Genomic DNA, 20,752 nt, shown 5'->3' with positions numbered 1-20,752 from the left:
TTATCCTCTACTGCCAATCCTTCATGACAGCGCAATAACCTTTATCAGAAAGCATAGCTTTTATCTCAGCTACGCTCCTTTTATCAGAGATTTCAAACTGCCCATCACCTTTATCTTCTTTAGTATGTCCACCTATTTCTGTAGACACTCCTGCTGACATTTTAGTGACTCCTAAAGGTATAAGGTTATCTCTAAAATCTGCACTTTCCCTTGTGGTCATATTTATTCCTGCTCTAGGTATAAATAGCTTAGTAGCAAGCATTATCTGAACTAAGTTCTTATCACTTATTTCATGTAAATCTGTAAAGCTTCCTGCATGAGGCCTTATCCTTGGAATAGATATATTCATCTCCATATGAGGATAATTATCCTCTATATACTTGGCATGTAATCCAGAAAGATAAGCTTCCCTTCTCCAATCTGTAAGTCCATATAAAGCTCCTACACCAATTCCTCTTATACCAGCTTTGCAGGCTCTTTCAGGAGTCTCCAGTCTAAACCTGTAGTCCTTCTTAGGTCCACTAAGGTGTATCTTATCATAAACTTCCATATTGTAAGTTTCCTGATATATAGTCAATGCGTCAACACCAACTTCTACAAGTTCTTTATACTCTTCTTCCTCTAAAGGATATATCTCTATAGCTATGGAGTTAAAATACTTTTTCATTATCTTAACTGCATCCTTTATATAGCTCACAGGACTATGAAATCTTGATTCCCCTGTAAGTAGAATAATATGTCTAAGCCCACTATCATAGATACTTTTACACTCTTTTTCAATCTCTTCCATCGTAAGCTTTTGCCTGTTTATGCTATTGTCTAGATTATATCCGCAATAAGCACATCTATTAACGCAGTAATTAGATATATATATTGGAGTATACAAAACTACTGCTTTTCCAAAGTTGTTTAAAGTCAATCTATGGGCTTTTTGAGCCATTTCCTCTAAAAACTTTTCTGCAACTGGAGAAAGTAGAGCCAAAAATTCTTCTTTACTTATATGATCCTTCTCAAGAATATATCTTATCTTTTCCTCTGTTATATTTTTAAAAAACTCTTCTACGTCGTAATCTTGTAATTCCTTTGCTACATCATAAAAGCTCATATCCTACACTTCCTAAAATTATATTTAGACCTATCTCAAGAAACCAGTTAGGGGTGATGAGGCCTCTGCATACACTTTTTCACTGCCTAACTTTGCTAAGTATCCCTTTCTACCACCTTCTACAGCAAGCTTGAATGCCTCCGCCATAAGTACAGGATCTCCCGCAGTTGCTAAAGCAGTGTTAATTAGTACAGCATCTGCCCCCATTTCCATTGCTTCTGCCGCATCCGATGGCTTACCTATACCTGCATCTACAACTATTGGAACCTTTATTTCTTCAATCAATATCCTTATCATCTCTTTTGTTCTGATACCTCTGTTGCTTCCTATAGGTGAACCTAGAGGCATTATTGCTGCAGCACCTACATCCACCATTCTTCTAGCATCCATAAGGTCGGGGTTCATATAAGGTAGTACAATAAAGCCATCTTTAGCCAAAACTTCTGTAGCCTTTAAGGTCTCATAATTATCTGGTAAGAGATATTTGTTATCAGATATTACTTCAATCTTTACCCAATCTCCACAGCCAGCTGCTCTTGCTATTCTTGCTAGTCTTATAGCTTCCTCTGCATTTCTTGCTCCAGAAGTATTAGGCATAATAACACAGCCCTTTGTATAACTTAATATATTTTCCTCAGCGTCACTAAAATTAACTCTTCTTAAAGCAGCGGTTACTACTTCAGTTCCACTGGCCTTTATTATATCTGGAATTATTTTATTTGAACTATACTTACCAGTTCCTACAAATAATCTGCTATTTAAGCTTATTCCACCAATTACAAGTTTGTCATCCATTTATATATCCTCCCCTAAGATCAATCTTACTGCTGCATTAGCTTCATGATTTGCTGCTACTGCTACTCTAGATGCCATAAGCCCACAGCCTATACCAGCTTCAGTCTCTAAGTCACCTACCATATATAAATTATCCTTAAGCTTTCTTGTTACCACTGAATTACTACTATAAAAACCAGAAACCCCTGAAGCGGCTATTATCTTTTTATCCTTCATGCTGGTTAAGGCTGTCCTTACTAACGTTGCCTTAGCAGTAGGATCATCAAAAGCTTCTATTATTATATCTACATCTTTAAAGGTCTCTACTATATTAGTTTCATCCAGCTTCATATCCTTTACTTCAACCTCTACAAAGGGATTGCATTCACTAATTGTATCCATCATAGCTTCAGTCTTTTTCATACCTATGTGCTTTACAAAGTAATACTGTCTATTCAAATTGCTTGGTTCAACTATATCAAAGTCTATTAATAGAAGTTTGCCTATTCCCATCCTTGCCAAGGCCACCGCTGCATTTGAACCAAGTCCTCCAAGGCCAGCTATTCCAACCTTAGCTTTTTTTAACTTCTCATGAACAAATGGAGTATGTCTTGCTACCATTAAAGCCTCTAGTTCTTCCTTTGATGGCATCTCTCCTCTTTTTATTAATACTATCTTATCAAACTCCTTAACCTCAATATCTTTCTTCAAAGGAAAGGAGTTGTATATCAAGATATCTGCATCACTTTTAAAAGCTTCTCTTATAGAAAAGGCTGTAGCTTTGTCATTAACTTCTCTTAAAACTTCATTAACATATACCTGCATTTTAGCCGCCTCCTACAAACCTTATTAATTCTACTTCTGAAGCAGAGCTTAGTTTTCTTATGGAATATTGATTTTTATCTATTATCTCTCTATCTACTTCCACTACTACTTTGTCTGAGTTTATCTTTAGTTCTTCCAGTAGCTCTGACACAGTAATATTTTCTTTAAAATCTTTGTTTTCACCATTTAAAAGCATTCATTGCACCTCCCAAGTTTTTATTTATATGATCTTATCACCAAATATATTTAAAATTAATTATTCTTAATAATATTGTTGAAATTAAGTGATTATAGAGGATATTCTATGTGAGCGAGCTACTAGAATTAAATGATTTTTTGTGCAAGCTCATTTAAGCCTCTGATGACTGACCTCTTAATTTCAATATTGTACTTTAAGAGTAACTAAGACCTATTAGATATTTAAATCCTCATTGTTAAGTATCTTCTTCATAGTTCTCATGGAGCACATCTTTCCACACATAGTACAGCTATCTTCATTTTCTGGTGAAGATTCTTTTCTATATCTTCTAGCTTTTTCTTGATCTATAGATAGTTCAAACATCTTCTCCCAATCAAGGTCTGCTCTTGCCTTACTCATAGCATTGTCCCAATCAGTTGCTCCCTTTATCCCTTTTGCTATATCGCCAGCGTGGGCTGCTATTCTTGCCGCTATTATGCCTTCCTTCATATCTTCCAAAGTTGGAAGTCTTAAGTGTTCCGCTGGAGTAACGTAGCAAAGGAAGTCTGCTCCGCTGGCAGCAGCTATGGCACCACCTATAGCTGAAGTTATATGATCATAACCTGGAGCAACATCTGTAACTAAAGGTCCAAGTACATAAAAAGGCGCTCCGTGGCATAACTTCTTTTCTAAAAGCATATTTGCTTTTATTTCATTAAGAGGCATATGTCCTGGCCCCTCTATCATTACTTGCACATTTCTCTCCCAAGCTCTCTTAGTAAGTTCTCCTAGGGTTATTAGTTCTTTTATTTGAGCTGGATCAGTAGCATCATTTATAGAACCTGGTCTGCAAGCATCTCCTAAGGAGATAGTGATATCATATTTTTCACATATATCTAAGAGTCTGTCATAATGCTCATAGAATGGATTTTCAGCATTATTAAGTTCCATCCAAGCAAAAAGTAAAGACCCTCCTCTTGAAACTATGTTTGTAAGTCTAGGATTATCTTTTACTATCCTTGCAGTTTCTTTGTTAAGACCAGCATGAATAGTTACAAAATCTACTCCATCTTGTCCATGTTTTTCCACTACTCTAAAAAATTCATCCACAGTTATATCTTTAAGATCTTTGTCATAAAAGCCTATTGCATCATACATAGGAACAGTTCCAAGCATTGCTGTGGACATATCAACAATCTTTTTTCTTAAATGCTCTGTCTTACCATAATTTGATAAGTCCATTATAGCTTCTGCCTTCATAGCAATAGCTGTTCTAACCTTTTCAAGCTCACCATCAAGATTACAGCAGTCCTTAGATATGCCTAAATTTACGTTTATTTTTGTACGAAGTCCCTGCCCTACACCTTCAGCACTTAAAGATTTGTGATTCTTATTTGCAGGAATAACTACCTTTCCTTCTGCGATTAGTTGCCTTAAGGCCTCTACATCAATATGTTCCTTTTCAGCAACTACCTCCATTTCCTTAGTTATAATTCCTTTTTTTGCAGCATCCATTTGCGTTGTATAATTCATAAAACCCTCCTAAAATATAGAATTAGTTTTTAGAACCTAATAATTTACTAAAAAGCAAAAAGCAGTCAGTGCGTGAATGCAAAGACTGCTTTTTAAGCATATTTATTCAAATAAAAAAACTTGCAAAAAGCAAGCTTATTAACACTGAATAAAGCCCTTGCTTCCCTACGATGGTTCTAACCATATCAGGTTCATGGAGTTAGGATAAGTTGTATCCCTCTCAGCCTTGCGGCACCCCCAGCAAATAACTGGTTTATTTAATTTTATTTTTCTTACAATATGATTATAACTCTATTAGCTTTATTTGTAAATTGTATTAATTATTTTTTCTTAATTTTAACACTTTACTTATCAACAGTGATCCTAATGGGAATATTATTTCTGGTATCCAACCATAAAAAACATATATGTTGGTAGCATTAAAGGATTCCTCTACTGATGAATTGTACATAGTTATAGCAAAAAGTGCGCTTATTGCCATAATAGGCGAAACTATATGTTTATAACTTCTTAATTTAAATAGCTGTGAAATACTCATAACAGTAGCATATGCAAATATAGCAATTTTAATAAAAACATTAGTTAATAGCAATACAGCTACTATTACCTCTGCTCTGGTTATTATATCTCCAATATTTATTATCTTCGTTACCTGATAAGAGGATTGAATATCTAAAGAACCACTCCCCCCAAGCACAGCAATATTCCTAACTATTACCATAAAAAAAAGAGCTACCCCAATAAAAAAGCCTAAGAAAGTATGTTCCTTTATGCACTCTTTATTCTTAACCTTAGGAAATATCATAAGAAAGACCATGATTTCACCAAATGGGATAGTTACAATTAAGTCTACACCATGAATAAACTCCAAGGGTTTTATCTGCATAATAGGAAGTAGATTCGTTATGTCTACTTCTTTAATCAACAGCACACTTATCAATATTGCAACTATTCCAGTAACTATAACAAATATAGGTACTATCCTAGATATTACTTCCAACCCTTTTTTCAAAGCATATATACAGGTAATAGCCAATACCACAATAAAAATTATTATTTCTGTTTCCTGCATTAGAAAGCTTCCGTAGAAATCTCCTATAATTCTAAGGTTCGCCGCTACTATAAACCAAAAGTGATAAATATAGATTACTGAAATAACCTTTCCTATATATTTACCGTAAGTTATATCATTAATTTCAATTATGTTTTTTTCAGGGAAAACTTCTGCTAGCTTTATATAACCTAGTAGAAGACCGCACATAATAAAAAAACTAACAAGTATTACAATCCAGGTATCTTGTTTTGTAACTCCGCTTATAAAGGCAGCAGTTAAAGTGGACCCTTGTAAAAGACCTATAACTAAGTACATTAGTTGTATACTTGATATCTTACCCTTTTCTATGTGCATAATGTTCTCCTAAAAACTATATGTTGTACTATAGAAACGATTTGTAATTATGTGTTAATAAAATAATTAATTCTGACACATTTGTAACTAATTTGTTGATTCATTACTTAATATAAAACCTTAGTTAAAAACTTAAATTAAGAACTTCTTTTATCAAAAATTCGAATATCTTCACAGGATTTATGATAGGAATCTTTAGTGCAAAAAAAATCCATAGTGTAAATGCAAGTATGAAAAAAGCACAAAAAACTATTAATTGCCTTAGGTCGCCTTCTTCAATAAGTGGTGGCACTTCAATGTAGCACATAATTGTAAAAGTCAATATTATAATTAACATTTTTACCTCTACTAACTATTTTCCTTGGAAGGTAGCTGGTTTAGTTATCTTTCCCATTCTTCTAACCTTAGTATCAACTACAACCTTAACAGCCACCTTAGGAAATTCCTCTTCCCATTTGTTCTCTACCTTTTTCCACTCTTTTGTCTTAAATTTATATAAATTATCACCAAAACCAAATATATCAGCGTTTAACTCTTTAGCTTTATCCCAGGCTTCCATAACTTGATTTTCTATATAAGTATTCTCAATTTCCTCTATTGCTTTGAAACTTTTAGGATTGGCTAAATCTTCAGATGTAGTCTGTTCCAATATATCTCCTTCAGCCTTGATATTTATATTCATATAGATTATTCCATCTTTTACTTCTGGTCTTATCTTCCCCTTTGCTCTGGTAATCTTTATTCCAACCTTTTCATTACCTGATGGAGAGTTTACTAACATGGTGCCATATTTAACCTTATTCGTTGCCCATAACAATCCCATTGATTCACTTTCATTAAGTTCTCCTACCATCTTTTCCTTCTTGAATACTGCTGTTTTAGCTATATAAGGAATCTTTTGGTTATTATCAATTGGCTTTAAATCTACTATGGGCACTACTGGAGAAGTAGTTTTACTCATAAGCTTCATAGTAAAATCTTTGAAATTAACTATTGGAAGTTGAGATACGTTTTCTTCATTCTTTATTAATTTACCTATGCTAATTCCAGGATCATCCCTGCTACTTGGATTCATATCAAGGATATCTGTTGCCTCACCATTACTTACCATTATCCAAGTCAATGGTCTAGTTTCCCTGTTTCTCAAGAAAAAATCTATTTCCGAGCTTATTCCTTGATATGCAAGCTCTTTATTAATAATTACCACTTGATTATGAGCGAAAAACAAAAGCCTGTTATATTCTCTACTTATGTTTTTTAAGGCTTCTGATACAGTCTTTCCTTTTTCTTTTATATTCACATACTGCTTACTAGCCCCTATTCCTGTATTGGATTTTTCTAGAGAAGGTACACCTATCTGCGTAGTAACAGTAATATCATCACTTTTCTCTTTTTTATCAAGTGCAACACCAACAACTATACCAAGCTTATTCAATTCTACTGAACTCCAGCATCCTGTTAAACTTAGTGATAAAAATAGGTATGTTGCTAAGCTAATTAATTTTATTCTATTTTTCATAATATTATCTATCCTCGCTATGCAGCATTCCTAAAGATAAAATAAACTTTACTACTGATTATTTTCCTCATCATAATCTGGCTTAGCATCCTCACTCTGCCTAAAAACATTTAATAATCCTATCAATTTAGGTCTCTTATTCATTTTCCATAGTGGAGCTCTTATTAGACTATCTTTAATATCTTCTTTTACTAAAGGAGCCAATGGTGTAACATATGGCACTCCAAAGGAATTTAAGGAGACTGCGTGTGCAAGCACTAAAATAACTCCTATACCAATGCCAAAAATACCAAGCACTGATCCTAAAACTAAAAATACTATCCTCAAAATAGATATAACATCCGTAAAAGTGGGAACTACAAAGCTAGAAACAGCAGTCAAAGCTATAACTATTACTAAAAGCCCTCCAACCAAACCTGCTGAAACAGCAGCTTCTCCTATTACCAAAGCTCCAACTATGCTTACCGCCTGACCTACTGGTCTTGGAAGTCTAACTCCTGCCTCTCTCAAAATCTCAAAGGTGATTATCATCAATCCAGCCTCTACAGCTGCTGGAAAAGGTACACCTTCTCTACCAGCAGCCATAGTAAAAAGTAATGTAGTTGGAATTAACTCTTGGTGAAAGGTAGATAGAACTACATAGCTAACAGGAGCAAAAATACTTGAGTAAAAGCAGAAATATCTTAATAGTCTTATAATACTTGTTAAATATGGTCTAGAATAATAATCCTCAGCACTTTGAAATCCTTCTACAAATAACATTGGAACCGTAAGTACAAAGGGGGTTCCATCAACTATTATGCATACTCTTCCCTCTAATATCTTTGATGCTGCTGCATCCGACTTTTCAGAATTCCCTACTGTAGGAAATATTGAATTTGGCTCATCCTCTATAAGCTGCTCTATATAACCTGACTCTAAAACCGAATCTATGTTTATATTTTTCAGCCTTTTTTTAACTTCATCTACCGTTCTAGGATTAGCAATATTTTTTAGATATACTATACAAACACTAGTCCTTGTCTGCTTACCTATTCTCATTGATTCAAATACTAGATTAGGGCTTTTTATTCTACGTCTTATGAGAGCCATGTTTGTTTGTATATTCTCTGTAAACCCTTCTCTTGGTCCTCTTACCACAGCTTCAGTTTTAGCCTCTTCCACACCTCTTGTTTCAAAACCTTCTGAGTGAATTACTAAAGCTCTGTCTGCTCCATCGATAATAAATATTGTTTCTCCAGAGAGACATGCATCTATAATTTGATTTTGATCAGACATATCTCTCAAGTTTGCCACAGACATCATGCTTTCCTTTATAAAGTATATATCTCCAGCCTTTATATTTTTCATATCAGTCATGCTGCTGTCATACATAAAGGATTTCATTATAATATCATTTATAATAGTTTTTTCAGCCAATCCCTCAACATAAATTATAGCCGCTTTTATCTGTTTGTTATTGCCAAAAGAAAACTCTCTAAAAACTACATCAGTGTTTTGCCCAAATATGTTTTTCAAATTATCTATGTTTTCTTGTAAACTGTTAGATAGTTTAATCTCATTTGACTGCTGACTATTGGCTAAGCTGCTATCAAAACAATTAGCGTCTTTATTAATACTTTCATGGTTAATTTTAAATAGTTTATATAAATATCTAAGCATGTTTATTACCCCTATATATATTTATACATATTGTTCCTCTTACTTCTTTTAATATCCATATAACTTATATATTTCTATAACTTATTTACCTTTTCCTTATTTCTTATTTTTATTTCTATTCACATAGTCTACAAATTCTTTATTTTTATATCTAACTTTAAATAGTAATAAAATAACTTGAACAAACAAGTAAACAAGTAAAAATATAAGCAAAACCCATGAGGTTAGTGTAAAAAAGGTTATATACCAATCCCAACCTTTAAAAAATCTTTGAAGGAAGCTTATAACTTCCATGAACCTCACCTTCTCCAATAATAACTAGAATATTAAAATTCAATGCGCTTCTTCTTTATCAGAAGCACCAGTAACAATATAAGTGGAATTATATTAGTGTGTATTATTGCATAATAAGGTGAATCATAATTCACCATCCACTTATGATAAGCGTAGTTAGGTTCAAACATTATAGAAAAAAATAATAAAAATACACCCATGCATAACAGTGATAAATTAAAATTTTTAATTTTAAATATATTTGTAAATACAATATTTATAGCATTTAGATATACTGTCATCTTAAAAAATCCACCTAAGAACATAATAATGACTCCTAAAGCATCAATATTGCTTATAACCCCTTCAATATTGATAAGTTTTATGGTTTCTACCAAAGGAATTGTAGCTATATCTGTATATTCAGCTCCTAAGGCACATATATCCATGATTACAGACATACATAGTAATATACCTGAATAAAAAACAACTTTAACTCCAGTTTTTCTTAATAGTTCTTTTTCACTTGCCATATTCCAATACATAATGAACACAAAAACTTCTCCAAAAGGAAACATGATTACTATAGGAAGTTGTTTTAATACAGGCTTCAGACCATCATTTAATACTGGAAGTAAATTGCTAAACTCAAGTTTTCCGGATATGTAAATAAAAAAGTATATAGCAAGCATGGAAATTATTATGGCATAAAAAATCAATTCTCCTAGCCTTGCAAACACCTCGATTCCTTTAATAAGAACGTGGACGCTGGCACCTATAAAAAATATCAATATTATATACATAGGAGTAGTTGGCAATAGGGTCATAATCAATAATTCACTAAACTCTCTTGTATTTCTAGCACAATGCCATATAAGATCAAACATATACATAAGCACTACTACAGTACCAATTTTATTTCCCAGTATAAGCTTAGCTATTCCTATATAATTTTTGTCTGGAAAGCTTTTTTGTAATTCTGTGTAAATAAACATAAAAATTATTCCTATGACCAAAGCAAGCAATATTACAATCCAAGCATTTTGCTTTGCTCCTATACCTAAAGCAAAAATAGTAGTGCTGCCTATCTCAAATATAAACATTAGGCTAAATAATTGATGATCACTTAATTTATTCATGTACTGTGTTTCCTTCTTTTGTATTTAAGTACTTACTCTATATATGAGCATTTCGCAAGCAAGCTTTTTTACTCAGCCCTTTTTCTGAACTTATGTGAAGAAATTCTAGCAGGAGACATAATTTTGTTTTTACTGTTTACGCTAAATAGCTGTGCTAAGCCCTTTAATTTACTAGGTTTTACTATCAAAACATCTTATATTTATATTAACAGCAAAAAAGCAATATCATTAATAATCTCCTCTTCCTAGAGATTTAATTTTAACCTTAACATTAACTTTTATATCTGAATCACTAACAACCTTATTCCAATCCTTTCCTATGTTTCTTCCATAAGTAGCAGCTGCAACTCTTCCTAGATCTAGCACATCCACTCCATATTTCCTATGAATATCATTTATCAAAGAATTACACTGAATATCTATTTTAGCTTTTAAATCTTCTTCTAAGTTATTCATATACTTCTTTTTTGTATTTAAATTTCTATATAATTCATTAGAAATTATCTCACCACTAACCTTCAAATCAATGGTAAATTTATATCTACCATCTTCTTTAGTACACTTAATTTTTCTTTTAGTTTTGCAAAATACATTTATATATTGTTTTGAATCCTGTTGCAGGGTGATTATGCCTTTTACCCTATTTTCTTTCAGCATGTTTATCACTTTTGCTTCCCTTATATTAGCTTTAGCCACCATTTTATCATTATCAAAAATAGCTATACCTGTGGTTTTTATCTTATCATCAACAATCTCTATATAAGGTAAGAGTACTTCTCTGCCCTCAGCATCTAGCCTTACTATGATATCATTGGTAGTGTATTGCATGGAGAAAAAATTAAACTCCTTAAGATTCTTTATCATTCCCTCTATGAACTCTACAGAACTAGAAACATCAGGAATCTTATATGCCAGCATATCCTTAGCTTTCCCTTTACAAACTACACAGACAGTCCTATCATTATAGAAGGCATTGTTCATATTAATATCTATAAATTGTCTTATTCCAGTTCGAGCTGCTTCTTCACTCATTACATATACTCTACCAACGCCTAAGCTAAGCTTTTTATCAGATTCAAGTTGCCTATCTTCCCTTGTTTCGCCAATGGTAGTTGCCTTTCCAGTAAGTATACTTGGAACAAGCTCTTCTCCTTTTCCTGCAGAGTATGTAAGTAATGGCACTACATATGTTATCTCTCCACCTTTCTTTTCAACATCGGCGCCTACCCCTGCCAACAGCTCTAGATTTTCCACTAACTCTCCTTCAGATCCTATAAAAGAAATAACCAAGATGAATGCAGCAATTATAATAAATATAACTTTACTCTTTCTCATCTTCTCCTCCACTTTCTCTTCTTATTGCTATGGCTATAACTGTTATAAAAAAGAGGTTAAATAAAACATATATTGGCATAATATTTCCTGTCAATTCTCTTCTTTCAATTGAATTTCCGAATTTCAGCGCCATATAAGCAATTAAAGGATATATAATGACAGTAAGCTTTTGTATTGATAACTTATTAGTAATCTGATTGATACCAAAGCATACTGAATAGTAAAACACAGCTATACATTTAAATATAATAAGACTCCATAAAGATAAAAATATATATCTAAAACTATTTATGATAGGTATATTTATTGCATCTGTTAACGCAACTACGGGCCATAAATATTTAGGAGCTATATCTATTCCAAGGTAGTATATAGTCAAAAAAACTGTCCATACATAAACTATCGCTATAAAAATTATACTGATAGCTCCGCATTTAAACATTTTATCTTTTTTATTGAGAAATGGATAAAACAAAAAAATTGTTTCTATTCCAGCATAAAAGAAGGCAGTTTCTTTTGCTGCTTTTAAAAGATTTATTATATTAGCATTAAAGGCTGGTTTTATATTATAAATACTCCCATTAACTAATGCTCCTGATGGAAGTGCTATGAGTATTATAGTAGTGTAGAATATTATTTCATTTACCCTAGCTAAAGGTTTCAATCCTTTATATACCAGATATCCTGTAGCCAATAAAGTAACTAAGATTATCTTAAAATCATCTATAAAATAGGTTACATAGGTATAGAAAGCATTTTTAAAACCGTTTACTTCAGAGGCAAATACAAATATAAAATATGAAACATATACTATGTTAAATAAGTTTCCTATAATTGTTCCGAAATATCTTCTAGATAACATCAATATATTTTCTTCTGGATGCTTACTACACATATACTTAGCGATAATAAGCATATAAAACGGATAGACCGATCCAATTATACAAGCCATCCAAGCGTCTTGATTAGCATACTTTATTAAACCATTAGGTATATATAAAATTCCAACACCTAGTATAGAAGATATTATCATCTGAGAAAATTCACTTGTGGACATACTTATTTTTATCTTACTCATCTTTCTCACTTCCTGCATACTTTTAGCTTGTAAGGTCATTGATTCACATTGTTACAATTAATAGGTCTATATATTATTTTTAAAAACTTCGACTAACTACACTAACCTTCGTTTCTTCTTTTTATAGCTACAGCCATAATAGTTAGAAAGAAAATATTAAAATAAGCGCAAATAGGCATAATAATCCCACTGACTTCTCTCCTTGTAGTCTCATTTCCATATCTAACTGCTACATATACTATAAATGGATATATAAGTATAGCAAGCTTATGAATAGAAATTTTAGTGACTATTTGATTTATACAAAAGCAACTTGAATAATAATATACTGCTATACATTTTAAGATTATAAAACTCCATAGTGCTAAGAATATATATCTAAAACTATTAATAATTGGTATATTTATTACATCCGTTAAAGTTATTACTGGCCACAAATATTTAGGTGATATATCTACTCCTAGATAGTATATAGTTAAAAAAACCACCATTACGTAAGTAAAGGCTATATACCCTACACATATAGATCCATACTTTAACAGCTTATTTTTTTCTTTCATAAAGGGATGATATAGAAAAACAGCTTCTACACCTGAATAAAAAAAGGCAGTTTCCTTAGAGGCTTTTGCTAGTTTTGCTATTGGAGTTTTTAGTATTGGCTGTATATTATAAAGACTTCCTTTTATTAAAGCACCTGCAAGCAGCAGTACAAGTATAATTGTTGTGAAAAATATTATTTCACTAACTCTTGCCAAGGGCTTCAAGCCTTTATATGTTATATAAGTTGCGCCTAATACAACTATGGCCACAACCTTATAAGCACTTATAAAGTTAGTCAAGTATACAACTGAAACATTTTTAAATCCATCAATTTCAGAGGTCAAAAGAAATATGAAAAAAAAAGTGTACAATATGTTCAAAACATTTCCAAACCCACTACCAAAATATCTTCTAGATAAAGCTAGTATATTTTCATCTGGATGCACCTTAGCAATATAACTAGCTAGTAACAACAGATAAAAAGGATATATAGCTCCAAATATACAACTAATCCACGAGTCTTGCTCTGCATATTTTATTATGGTATTAGGTATATAAAGGATTCCTACACCTACCAAAGAAGCTATTAATATCTGAGAGAATTCACTTATTGTTAAAGATATCTTTCCATCATTCATTCTTCTCACTTCCTGTATATTCTTGCCTTACAGGATTGTTATTGGGTATTGCTTCTGGTCTTGTATTAAGTTTTCCATGAGGAGCTCTTACTAAAGTGTCCTTCAAGTCATTTCTATTTATATTAAGATAAGGCACTCCTAAGTTTTCTATTGAACATAAATAGGAAAGTAACACAAACCATCCTACAGTAATCCCTAACACTCCTAACCAATTTGCAAGAACAGTCATAGGGTAAGTTATAAGTCTTATAGCTACTGCCATCTTATAGTTTGATATGGCAAAAGATGCAACAGTTGTTGTACCTGCCACAAGCAACGTAGCTGAACTTACGAATTTAGCTTTTATAGCAGCGTCTCCTATAATTATTCCTCCAACTACGCTCAGTGTCTGACCTATTTTTGTAGGCAACCTTAGTCCGCCTTCCCTCAATAGTTCTATGGTTATCTGCATCATCAATAAAGACATAAAGGGGGTAAGTGCTAAATCCTTTCTGTTTACTACTAGAGTTTTAATAAATTTCAACGGTATCATCTCAGAATTAAATTTTAGAAAAGTAATATATATAGATGGAAAAGTTATAACTATAAAAACCGCAAAAAATCTTAAAATCCTTACAAAGCTTGATATAGCTGTACGCCCATAATAATCTTCTGGAGTCTGTAAAAATTCAGTAAAGGTAGTAGGATAGGTGGTTACATATGGGGTATTATCCAATAAAAAAGCTATTCTTCCCTCAATTATATGAGCCTGTATTACATCTGGCCTTTCTGACCCAAAGGTTTGTGGAAATATGCTAAATTTATTAGCTTCAATAAACTGTTCTACCACTCCATTGGCCTGTATTAAGTCAACATCTATTTTTTCTATTTTTTTTCTTAATTCCTCAAGATACTTTTTATCCACAATATCCTCTATATACATAATAAATAAGTCTGTCTGAGTTCTTGTTCCTAAAGTAAATTTTTCTGTTTTTAAATTTACATCTTTTATTCTTTTTTTTAATAAACTTATATTAGTCTGAACATTTTCTATAAATCCATCTCTTGGACCATTTAAAGAGGTCTCATTTGCTGGCTCTTCAATAGCTCTAAAATTTTCTGATGAAGCATCTAGAACTATAAAATTATCAGCATTTTGAAGAAGTAATACTGTTTTACCTCTCTTTAATCCATTAGTTACACTATTTATATCATTTTCGATTGAAGTATTACTTATGGTAATATATTTTTTACATACATATTCAGAAACATTATCTACTTTTGATATATCTTCATTGACGTCTATCATTAAATGTGTAAGAACATCTCTATCTATAATATTTTTATCAATTAATCCATTCACATAGCATAAGGCAGCTTCAATAGTATTTCCATTTCCAATTAGTATTTTCTTTACAACAAACTCTTGTGGGATACCTAATCTCGATCTTAGGTCATCTATAGTTTTCTGTATATCCACTTTCTCACTCCCTTATCTGAATAAATCCAATTTTCATGTATCTCTAATATTTCCTTGGAATAATATAGTACCTTTTTAAGTTCCAAATGGTATTTCTATTTTGTCCTCATTAAAATTAAATATTTGTGGTAATTTTTCACTATGCCTGATCTTTTTTCATATACCTTTTCTCACCATATATAAAAACCTTCTATCCAACCAGTACGTTTTCTTTCATTACTGTCTATTATTAAAAATAATCTCTTTCTTTTCCATTGATAAACTTATCTCATATAGTAAAAAGCCATGAATAAGCAGCTTAGTATACTGCTAATATTCATGACTTTCGTACTTAACAATTTATATTCATAACTATGAAATACATTAAGAAAAGCTATATTAAGAAAGCACTTCTTTTATAATTTTAAGATCCGGTAGATTTGTAGTGTCTTACTCCATATCTCCATAAAATATTACTAGGTATCAAAAATAATAAGGCTACTATTGGAGAAAACATGTAAAGAACGCTATGTCCCTCTGTTCTACCTATTAGGTATAGAAATGGATAATAGTTTATAAAAGCTAGCGGTACTATAAAGGTAAAAAACTTAACTACCCACTCTTTATATATGTTTATGGGATACTGAGCAAGTTCTCTCCCTCCATCGGTAAATATATTTATAATCTCTAGCCCTTCCAAGGTAAAAAAACATATGGCTGCATATATCATAAATAATCCAGAGAACACACCAATCCCCCCTACCACCATAAGGATTATGGTTATTACCTTTGATATATCCCATTGAATACCTCCCTTAAGGATGGCATAGGTAAATACCATTATTGCCTGTATAAGCCTTCCTACTCTAGTAAATTCTATTCTTGAACCTAGAACTTGAAGTATTTCATTTCTTGGTCTTACCATTATTCTATCAAACTCACCATTGGAAATAATGGAGGAAAATGAATCAAAACCCCTAGCAAAGCATTCTGCCAGTGAAAAAGACATAAATATGGTGCTAAAGCATATAAGTACTTCATTGAAGCTGTATCCATTTATGCTTCCAAACCTATCAAACAAGAAATACATGCTCAAAAATGAAAACAAAGTGGTCATTCCTTGACCTACAGCCGTTAAGAAAAAAGAGGTCTTATACTGCATAGCAGATTTTAAGTGCATTAAAAAATACTTAAAATATAGTTTCATATTTTATCCTCCTTGTACCACTACATGCTTTAGTGCTTTTGACAATATTACCTTACCTACAATAACCAGCAGTACTGTCCAAACTAATTGAAGCAGTAAACTATTTAAGCATTGTGCTACTGGAAGATTACCACTGTATATTCTAAAGGGAGTGTTTTGCATAGAGGCAAAAGGTAATAAATTTATGTATTTCGTAAAATAGTCCGGCAATAAAGGCAAAGGAACTAGACCACCTGCAAGAAAATCAGCTAGCATTACTAAAACCATTCGTATACCCATAGGAGATATAGTATACATTGTAAAAATATATATAAGCATACAATATGCAACCACTAATAAAAAAGCCAATATCATCGATATAAAAAAGAATATTGAGCTTTCTATTGAATATGGCCCATGAAATCTATAGGGCTCTGGTAAAAACATTGAGATAATGAGAATAGGAAAGCATCTAAGTACTGCCTTAGACAATCTAGTAGAGCAATTTCGAGTGAACCATAGATTGTACAAATCAAGAGGTCTTATAAGTTCATAGGCCACATTGCCACTACTTATCAAATCAAAGATATCATTTTCTAGAAACCAAGTCATAAATAATGCTAAGAAGGCTTGCTGAAGCCATATATAACTAGAAAGCTGCCTAAAATCAATAGGTACTTTTGTAGAACTGCTCTTATAAAAAGCTTGATATAACATTATATACATAAAGCCCCAAGCCAACTGAGTTACTATGCCTGCATAAGCTGCTGATCTGTATTGAAGTCCATTAATAAATCTTATCTTGAAGAAAGATATATATGCTCTCATATGTTGTACTCCTTATACATCTTTACTACAACCTCATCAATATTTAGTTCTCCGCCTTCACTAAACTTATGCTTTAGCTCTTCAAAGTTGCCATCTAAAAGTACCTTTCCTTTTCCTATAAGTATCATCCTTTTGCATAAAGCCTCAATATCCTGGGTATCATGGGTTGTAAGTATAACAGTAGTCTTCTTTTCCTTATTTATTGTCTTTATGAAATCTCTTACTGCTATTTTAGAAACTGCGTCCAACCCTATGGTTGGTTCATCTAAAAATAATATCTTAGGACTATGAAGAAGTGATGCTGCTATCTCACAGCGCATTCTTTGACCTAGGCTTAGCTGCCTAGTAGGAGTTTTTATTATATCCTCAAGCTTTAATAATTCGGTAAGCATATCTTTATTACTTTTATACTGGTTATAGGGAATTTTATATATATCCTTAAGAAGTTCGAAGGAATCAGCAACAGGTACATCCCACCAAAGTTGAGACCGCTGTCCAAAAACCACTCCGATATCCTTTACGTAGTCAATTCTATTTTTCCAAGGTACCTTGCCGTTTATGATACAACTACCACTATCAGGATTGAGTATACCACTCATGATCTTAATAGTAGTACTCTTTCCCGCACCATTAGGTCCAATATAAGCTACCATCTCTCCTTCATCAATTTTAAAAGAAACATCTTCCAGTGCTTTAACCAAATCATACTCTCTCTTAAAGAGCGATTTGAAAGCCTTTGTAAATCCTGGACTTCTTCTAAATACCTTAAAGGACTTAGATATGTTTTTTAATTCAATCAAGCTCTAATCCCTCCCCCACATGTTCAATTTATAATTAACTGGCTTAGCTTTAAGATAAGCTACTTTTTTGAAAGCTTCCTATTATAACAGCTTCTGCCACACCAAAGAGTACACTTATAACTAGTTTTATTCATCCAAGCACATTACCTTATTTAAGCACAGCATTGTAATATTATTACAAATAAATCTTATATTCAATAGTTTTCTTTACCATTTATATAAAATTATCAATTTTTATTTAAATATAGGGTTCCAACTTCAACTATTAAGTCATGCATGCCTAAAGTTCATAGGTGCATGATTTTTGAACATGCATAACTTAAGTTTTCGTAATGGAGCCCTATAAGTCCCCTCAACCCGCATTATTCCAATAAATTCTTAACTTTTTAACTTCTTATATTTATTTATTCTTAACAATATAAGAAGTTTTATTGTTATATTTATATAATTAAATAGTTCCTACTGCAATTATTAATTTATACATGGCTAAAAATCCTTAGAACTGGCAATTTTCCAAGGAGTATAAATTAAGTTTACATATAGGAACTCCTAATTATTTTAACTCAAAAAAAAATCAGCCGAACTCTGTAAATTCAACTGATAAAACTTAGGGATCTGTAATAATATTTTATATCTATATAATAAAGCATAAATGTGAACATATGATTTCAAATTTGATAATAAATGGTTAATTAATTAAATTTTCTATCTTGCTCAATCTAAAAAACAGCTACTTTTTTATGCATACTCTCTTTAAACATAAACTGATTTAAAATTATAAATGCTAATAGGCTTAGTATTATAATCTCCTTATAAAAAGTAAAGGTAGCGAACATTATAAGAGTTTCCAAGCAAAGTATTACTAGCAATTTTGTAATACTCCCCTTTTCAAGTATGAACTTTTGAGTATAGTGCATAACTGCCAGCAACCAAGATAAAGTAATTAACCAGAAGCCTGTATTTTTAAGCTTATAATGCCAAGATTCAGTATAGTCTTCTAATGATCTTCTCAGGCCATCATTATGTTCAGCTATCAATGAATCTATATCTGTTTGTTTACTATGGACAGACCAACCATTTTTATTGTTACCTGATACACATTCTCCTGAATTTCTTATTAGTTCCTCTGATACTTTCTTTTCGTAGTGATAAAAGCTCTTTCCACCATTGGTTATATCTAAATAATATAATCCATTATAATTTTCTTCATTATATCCATCTAACCATTTATTTATTTTAGACTTATCATCTTCAGTTAGCACAACTTTATTCTCTATGTAACATTGTATTTTGTTAAGTATATCACTGCCATTAACTAATCTATTTTTTTCATATTCATTTATAAAGTTTTTCTGTGCAATAAGTCCACCTATCCATACTACTGCACCAATTACAAATACTACCACCGCTGTTTTTATTAGCATATTCGTAAATGTTTTCTGCTTCGCCATTATATCTTGCAGTTCGCTATAAAAAGTATCCTCATCTCCAAAATTTTTTATAGCTATACTAAAACTCTCTTTTTCACTATAACCTTGAGACCTTAGATCTTTTACACTATCATAAAGATGAGCCTTCATTTCTTCTTTCAAAATCTGTACTTCTTCATTACTACCATCAAAATTCTTATATACCTTCTCTACATACTTATCAATATTCAAGTTACTTATCCTCCCTCACAAAATTATCTACAAGCATTTTTAAGATATTCCACTCTCCAACCCTATATTTAAAAAACTCTCGTCCCACTTCTGTAATTCTGTAATATCTCCTTCTCCCTCCGCCAGTAGCTTCATTGTCATTCCAATATCCTTCTAAACACTGCTTCTTTTCCAATCTCTTAAGTGATACATATAAAGTAGCTTCTTTAATCTCATAATCTATATTCGATATTTCTCTTATTCTTTTTGCAATCTCGTATCCATACATGTCTTTTTCATTAAGTACAGATAATATCATCATATCTATATAACCTTTTAATATCTCTTTATCAAAATCCACAATTATCCTCCTTTCAATACATATTCATTATTTAAAGTACTTCATAATATAAGGTACTTCCTCATTATAACCAAAGGTACTTTATAATGTAAAGTACTTTTTTCAAAAATCTTCTACTCCTTTTATAATTAACGCTTTATAATAACTTTAAAATTTGATTATATTTAGAATATTATTGAAATTAAGTGGTTAACACTTCATTGCCAAATTATTCTTTTTTCCTATAATGTAATCGAGCTCATTATCAATTACAAAATATATTGATTTAAAACTTTATTTTTATCATTTATTCAATAAAACCATAGACATGTTAATAATATGAGGTTATACTATATAAAAATACTGATAATATGATAAATGCAATGACGGAGATAATGCTTCTATAACTGTAGAAACATTGTAATATTTAATGTGCTAATTACAGAGAACCAATGGATGCTGAGAGTTGGTGTTAGTAAGAATATTATCCTATCACTCCAGAGCTTTTAAGTT

At 31.7% G+C, this 20,752-nt stretch carries 18 protein-coding genes and 1 riboswitch; all 18 genes read right to left on the bottom strand.

Annotation, left to right across the window (positions count from 1 at the left end):
- Positions 1–7: 7 nt before the first annotated feature.
- Entirely contained in the window at positions 8–1,105 is a 1,098-nt protein-coding gene (gene thiH, locus GXK57_RS15945) for a 2-iminoacetate synthase ThiH (protein WP_160678290.1), read from the bottom strand.
- A gap of 30 nt (positions 1,106–1,135) precedes the next feature.
- Positions 1,136–1,900: a thiazole synthase gene (locus tag GXK57_RS15940; RefSeq protein WP_160678288.1), complete on the bottom strand. Its 765-nt coding sequence runs from the start codon at positions 1,898–1,900 to the stop codon at positions 1,136–1,138.
- Positions 1,901–2,704, bottom strand: coding sequence for a sulfur carrier protein ThiS adenylyltransferase ThiF (gene thiF, locus GXK57_RS15935; RefSeq protein ID WP_160678286.1), 804 nt, complete (start codon positions 2,702–2,704; stop codon positions 1,901–1,903). It abuts the gene before it with no gap.
- Position 2,705: 1 nt separating this feature from the next.
- Positions 2,706–2,900, bottom strand: a complete 195-nt coding sequence (gene thiS, locus GXK57_RS15930; RefSeq protein ID WP_160678284.1) for a sulfur carrier protein ThiS — start codon at positions 2,898–2,900, stop codon at positions 2,706–2,708.
- Between the two features lie 216 nt (positions 2,901–3,116).
- On the bottom strand, positions 3,117–4,415 hold the full coding sequence (thiC, locus tag GXK57_RS15925) for a phosphomethylpyrimidine synthase ThiC (protein WP_160678282.1): 1,299 nt from the start codon (positions 4,413–4,415) through the stop codon (positions 3,117–3,119).
- 145 nt (positions 4,416–4,560) lie between these two features.
- Positions 4,561–4,664, bottom strand: a riboswitch (TPP riboswitch).
- A 67-nt stretch (positions 4,665–4,731) separates the two neighbouring features.
- On the bottom strand, positions 4,732–5,823 hold the full coding sequence (locus GXK57_RS15920; RefSeq protein WP_160678280.1) for an endospore germination permease: 1,092 nt from the start codon (positions 5,821–5,823) through the stop codon (positions 4,732–4,734).
- 352 nt (positions 5,824–6,175) lie between these two features.
- A complete protein-coding gene (locus GXK57_RS15915) occupies positions 6,176–7,342 on the bottom strand; it encodes a Ger(x)C family spore germination protein (protein WP_160678278.1) in 1,167 nt (388 codons plus the stop codon).
- Between the two features lie 51 nt (positions 7,343–7,393).
- Entirely contained in the window at positions 7,394–9,004 is a 1,611-nt protein-coding gene (locus GXK57_RS15910; protein WP_160678277.1) for a spore germination protein, read from the bottom strand.
- Between the two features lie 326 nt (positions 9,005–9,330).
- The gene (locus tag GXK57_RS15905) at positions 9,331–10,416 is read right to left on the bottom strand and encodes a GerAB/ArcD/ProY family transporter (RefSeq protein ID WP_160678276.1); all 1,086 of its coding nucleotides are present in this window, start codon (positions 10,414–10,416) and stop codon (positions 9,331–9,333) included.
- Positions 10,417–10,644: 228 nt separating this feature from the next.
- Positions 10,645–11,751, bottom strand: a complete 1,107-nt coding sequence (locus tag GXK57_RS15900; RefSeq protein ID WP_160678275.1) for a Ger(x)C family spore germination protein — start codon at positions 11,749–11,751, stop codon at positions 10,645–10,647.
- A complete protein-coding gene (locus tag GXK57_RS15895) occupies positions 11,738–12,829 on the bottom strand; it encodes a GerAB/ArcD/ProY family transporter (RefSeq protein WP_160678274.1) in 1,092 nt (363 codons plus the stop codon). Before GXK57_RS15895 ends, GXK57_RS15900 begins: the two co-directional genes overlap by 14 nt.
- Before the next feature lie 101 nt (positions 12,830–12,930).
- On the bottom strand, positions 12,931–14,007 hold the full coding sequence (locus GXK57_RS15890; RefSeq protein WP_160678273.1) for a GerAB/ArcD/ProY family transporter: 1,077 nt from the start codon (positions 14,005–14,007) through the stop codon (positions 12,931–12,933).
- Complete coding sequence (locus tag GXK57_RS15885; protein WP_160678272.1) at positions 14,000–15,466, bottom strand: spore germination protein; 1,467 nt, start codon at positions 15,464–15,466, stop codon at positions 14,000–14,002. Before GXK57_RS15885 ends, GXK57_RS15890 begins: the two co-directional genes overlap by 8 nt.
- 403 nt (positions 15,467–15,869) lie before the next feature.
- On the bottom strand, positions 15,870–16,652 hold the full coding sequence (locus tag GXK57_RS15880) for an ABC-2 family transporter protein (RefSeq protein WP_160678271.1): 783 nt from the start codon (positions 16,650–16,652) through the stop codon (positions 15,870–15,872).
- 3 nt (positions 16,653–16,655) lie between these two features.
- On the bottom strand, positions 16,656–17,459 hold the full coding sequence (locus tag GXK57_RS15875; protein ID WP_160678270.1) for an ABC transporter permease: 804 nt from the start codon (positions 17,457–17,459) through the stop codon (positions 16,656–16,658).
- Positions 17,456–18,259 (bottom strand): ATP-binding cassette domain-containing protein, encoded by an 804-nt coding sequence (locus GXK57_RS15870; RefSeq protein ID WP_160678269.1) that lies wholly within the window; start codon positions 18,257–18,259, stop codon positions 17,456–17,458. The genes GXK57_RS15875 and GXK57_RS15870 overlap by 4 nt, the downstream gene beginning before the upstream one ends.
- A gap of 719 nt (positions 18,260–18,978) precedes the next feature.
- Entirely contained in the window at positions 18,979–19,920 is a 942-nt protein-coding gene (locus tag GXK57_RS15865) for a permease prefix domain 1-containing protein (RefSeq protein ID WP_160678268.1), read from the bottom strand.
- Between the two features lies 1 nt (position 19,921).
- On the bottom strand, positions 19,922–20,260 hold the full coding sequence (locus GXK57_RS15860) for a PadR family transcriptional regulator (protein WP_160678266.1): 339 nt from the start codon (positions 20,258–20,260) through the stop codon (positions 19,922–19,924).
- Positions 20,261–20,752: the final 492 nt, after the last annotated feature.

This window comes from Clostridium sp. C8-1-8, assembly GCF_009928445.1.
Taxonomy (GTDB): domain Bacteria; phylum Bacillota; class Clostridia; order Clostridiales; family Clostridiaceae; genus Clostridium_AR.
This window is presented reverse-complemented; position numbering and strand designations above follow the sequence as displayed.

What these genes read in the sequence shown, in the direction of transcription:
- thiH (WP_160678290.1), bottom strand. Translation starts at nt 1,105, where the DNA reads ATGAGCTTTTATGATGTAGCAAAGGAATTACAAGATTACGACGTAGAA.
- GXK57_RS15940 (WP_160678288.1), bottom strand. Translation starts at nt 1,900, where the DNA reads ATGGATGACAAACTTGTAATTGGTGGAATAAGCTTAAATAGCAGATTA.
- thiF (WP_160678286.1), bottom strand. Translation starts at nt 2,704, where the DNA reads ATGCAGGTATATGTTAATGAAGTTTTAAGAGAAGTTAATGACAAAGCT.
- thiS (WP_160678284.1), bottom strand. Translation starts at nt 2,900, where the DNA reads ATGCTTTTAAATGGTGAAAACAAAGATTTTAAAGAAAATATTACTGTG.
- thiC (WP_160678282.1), bottom strand. Translation starts at nt 4,415, where the DNA reads ATGAATTATACAACGCAAATGGATGCTGCAAAAAAAGGAATTATAACT.
- GXK57_RS15920 (WP_160678280.1), bottom strand. Translation starts at nt 5,823, where the DNA reads ATGCACATAGAAAAGGGTAAGATATCAAGTATACAACTAATGTACTTA.
- GXK57_RS15915 (WP_160678278.1), bottom strand. Translation starts at nt 7,342, where the DNA reads ATGAAAAATAGAATAAAATTAATTAGCTTAGCAACATACCTATTTTTA.
- GXK57_RS15910 (WP_160678277.1), bottom strand. Translation starts at nt 9,004, where the DNA reads ATGCTTAGATATTTATATAAACTATTTAAAATTAACCATGAAAGTATT.
- GXK57_RS15905 (WP_160678276.1), bottom strand. Translation starts at nt 10,416, where the DNA reads ATGAATAAATTAAGTGATCATCAATTATTTAGCCTAATGTTTATATTT.
- GXK57_RS15900 (WP_160678275.1), bottom strand. Translation starts at nt 11,751, where the DNA reads ATGAGAAAGAGTAAAGTTATATTTATTATAATTGCTGCATTCATCTTG.
- GXK57_RS15895 (WP_160678274.1), bottom strand. Translation starts at nt 12,829, where the DNA reads ATGAGTAAGATAAAAATAAGTATGTCCACAAGTGAATTTTCTCAGATG.
- GXK57_RS15890 (WP_160678273.1), bottom strand. Translation starts at nt 14,007, where the DNA reads ATGAATGATGGAAAGATATCTTTAACAATAAGTGAATTCTCTCAGATA.
- GXK57_RS15880 (WP_160678271.1), bottom strand. Translation starts at nt 16,652, where the DNA reads ATGAAACTATATTTTAAGTATTTTTTAATGCACTTAAAATCTGCTATG.
- GXK57_RS15875 (WP_160678270.1), bottom strand. Translation starts at nt 17,459, where the DNA reads ATGAGAGCATATATATCTTTCTTCAAGATAAGATTTATTAATGGACTT.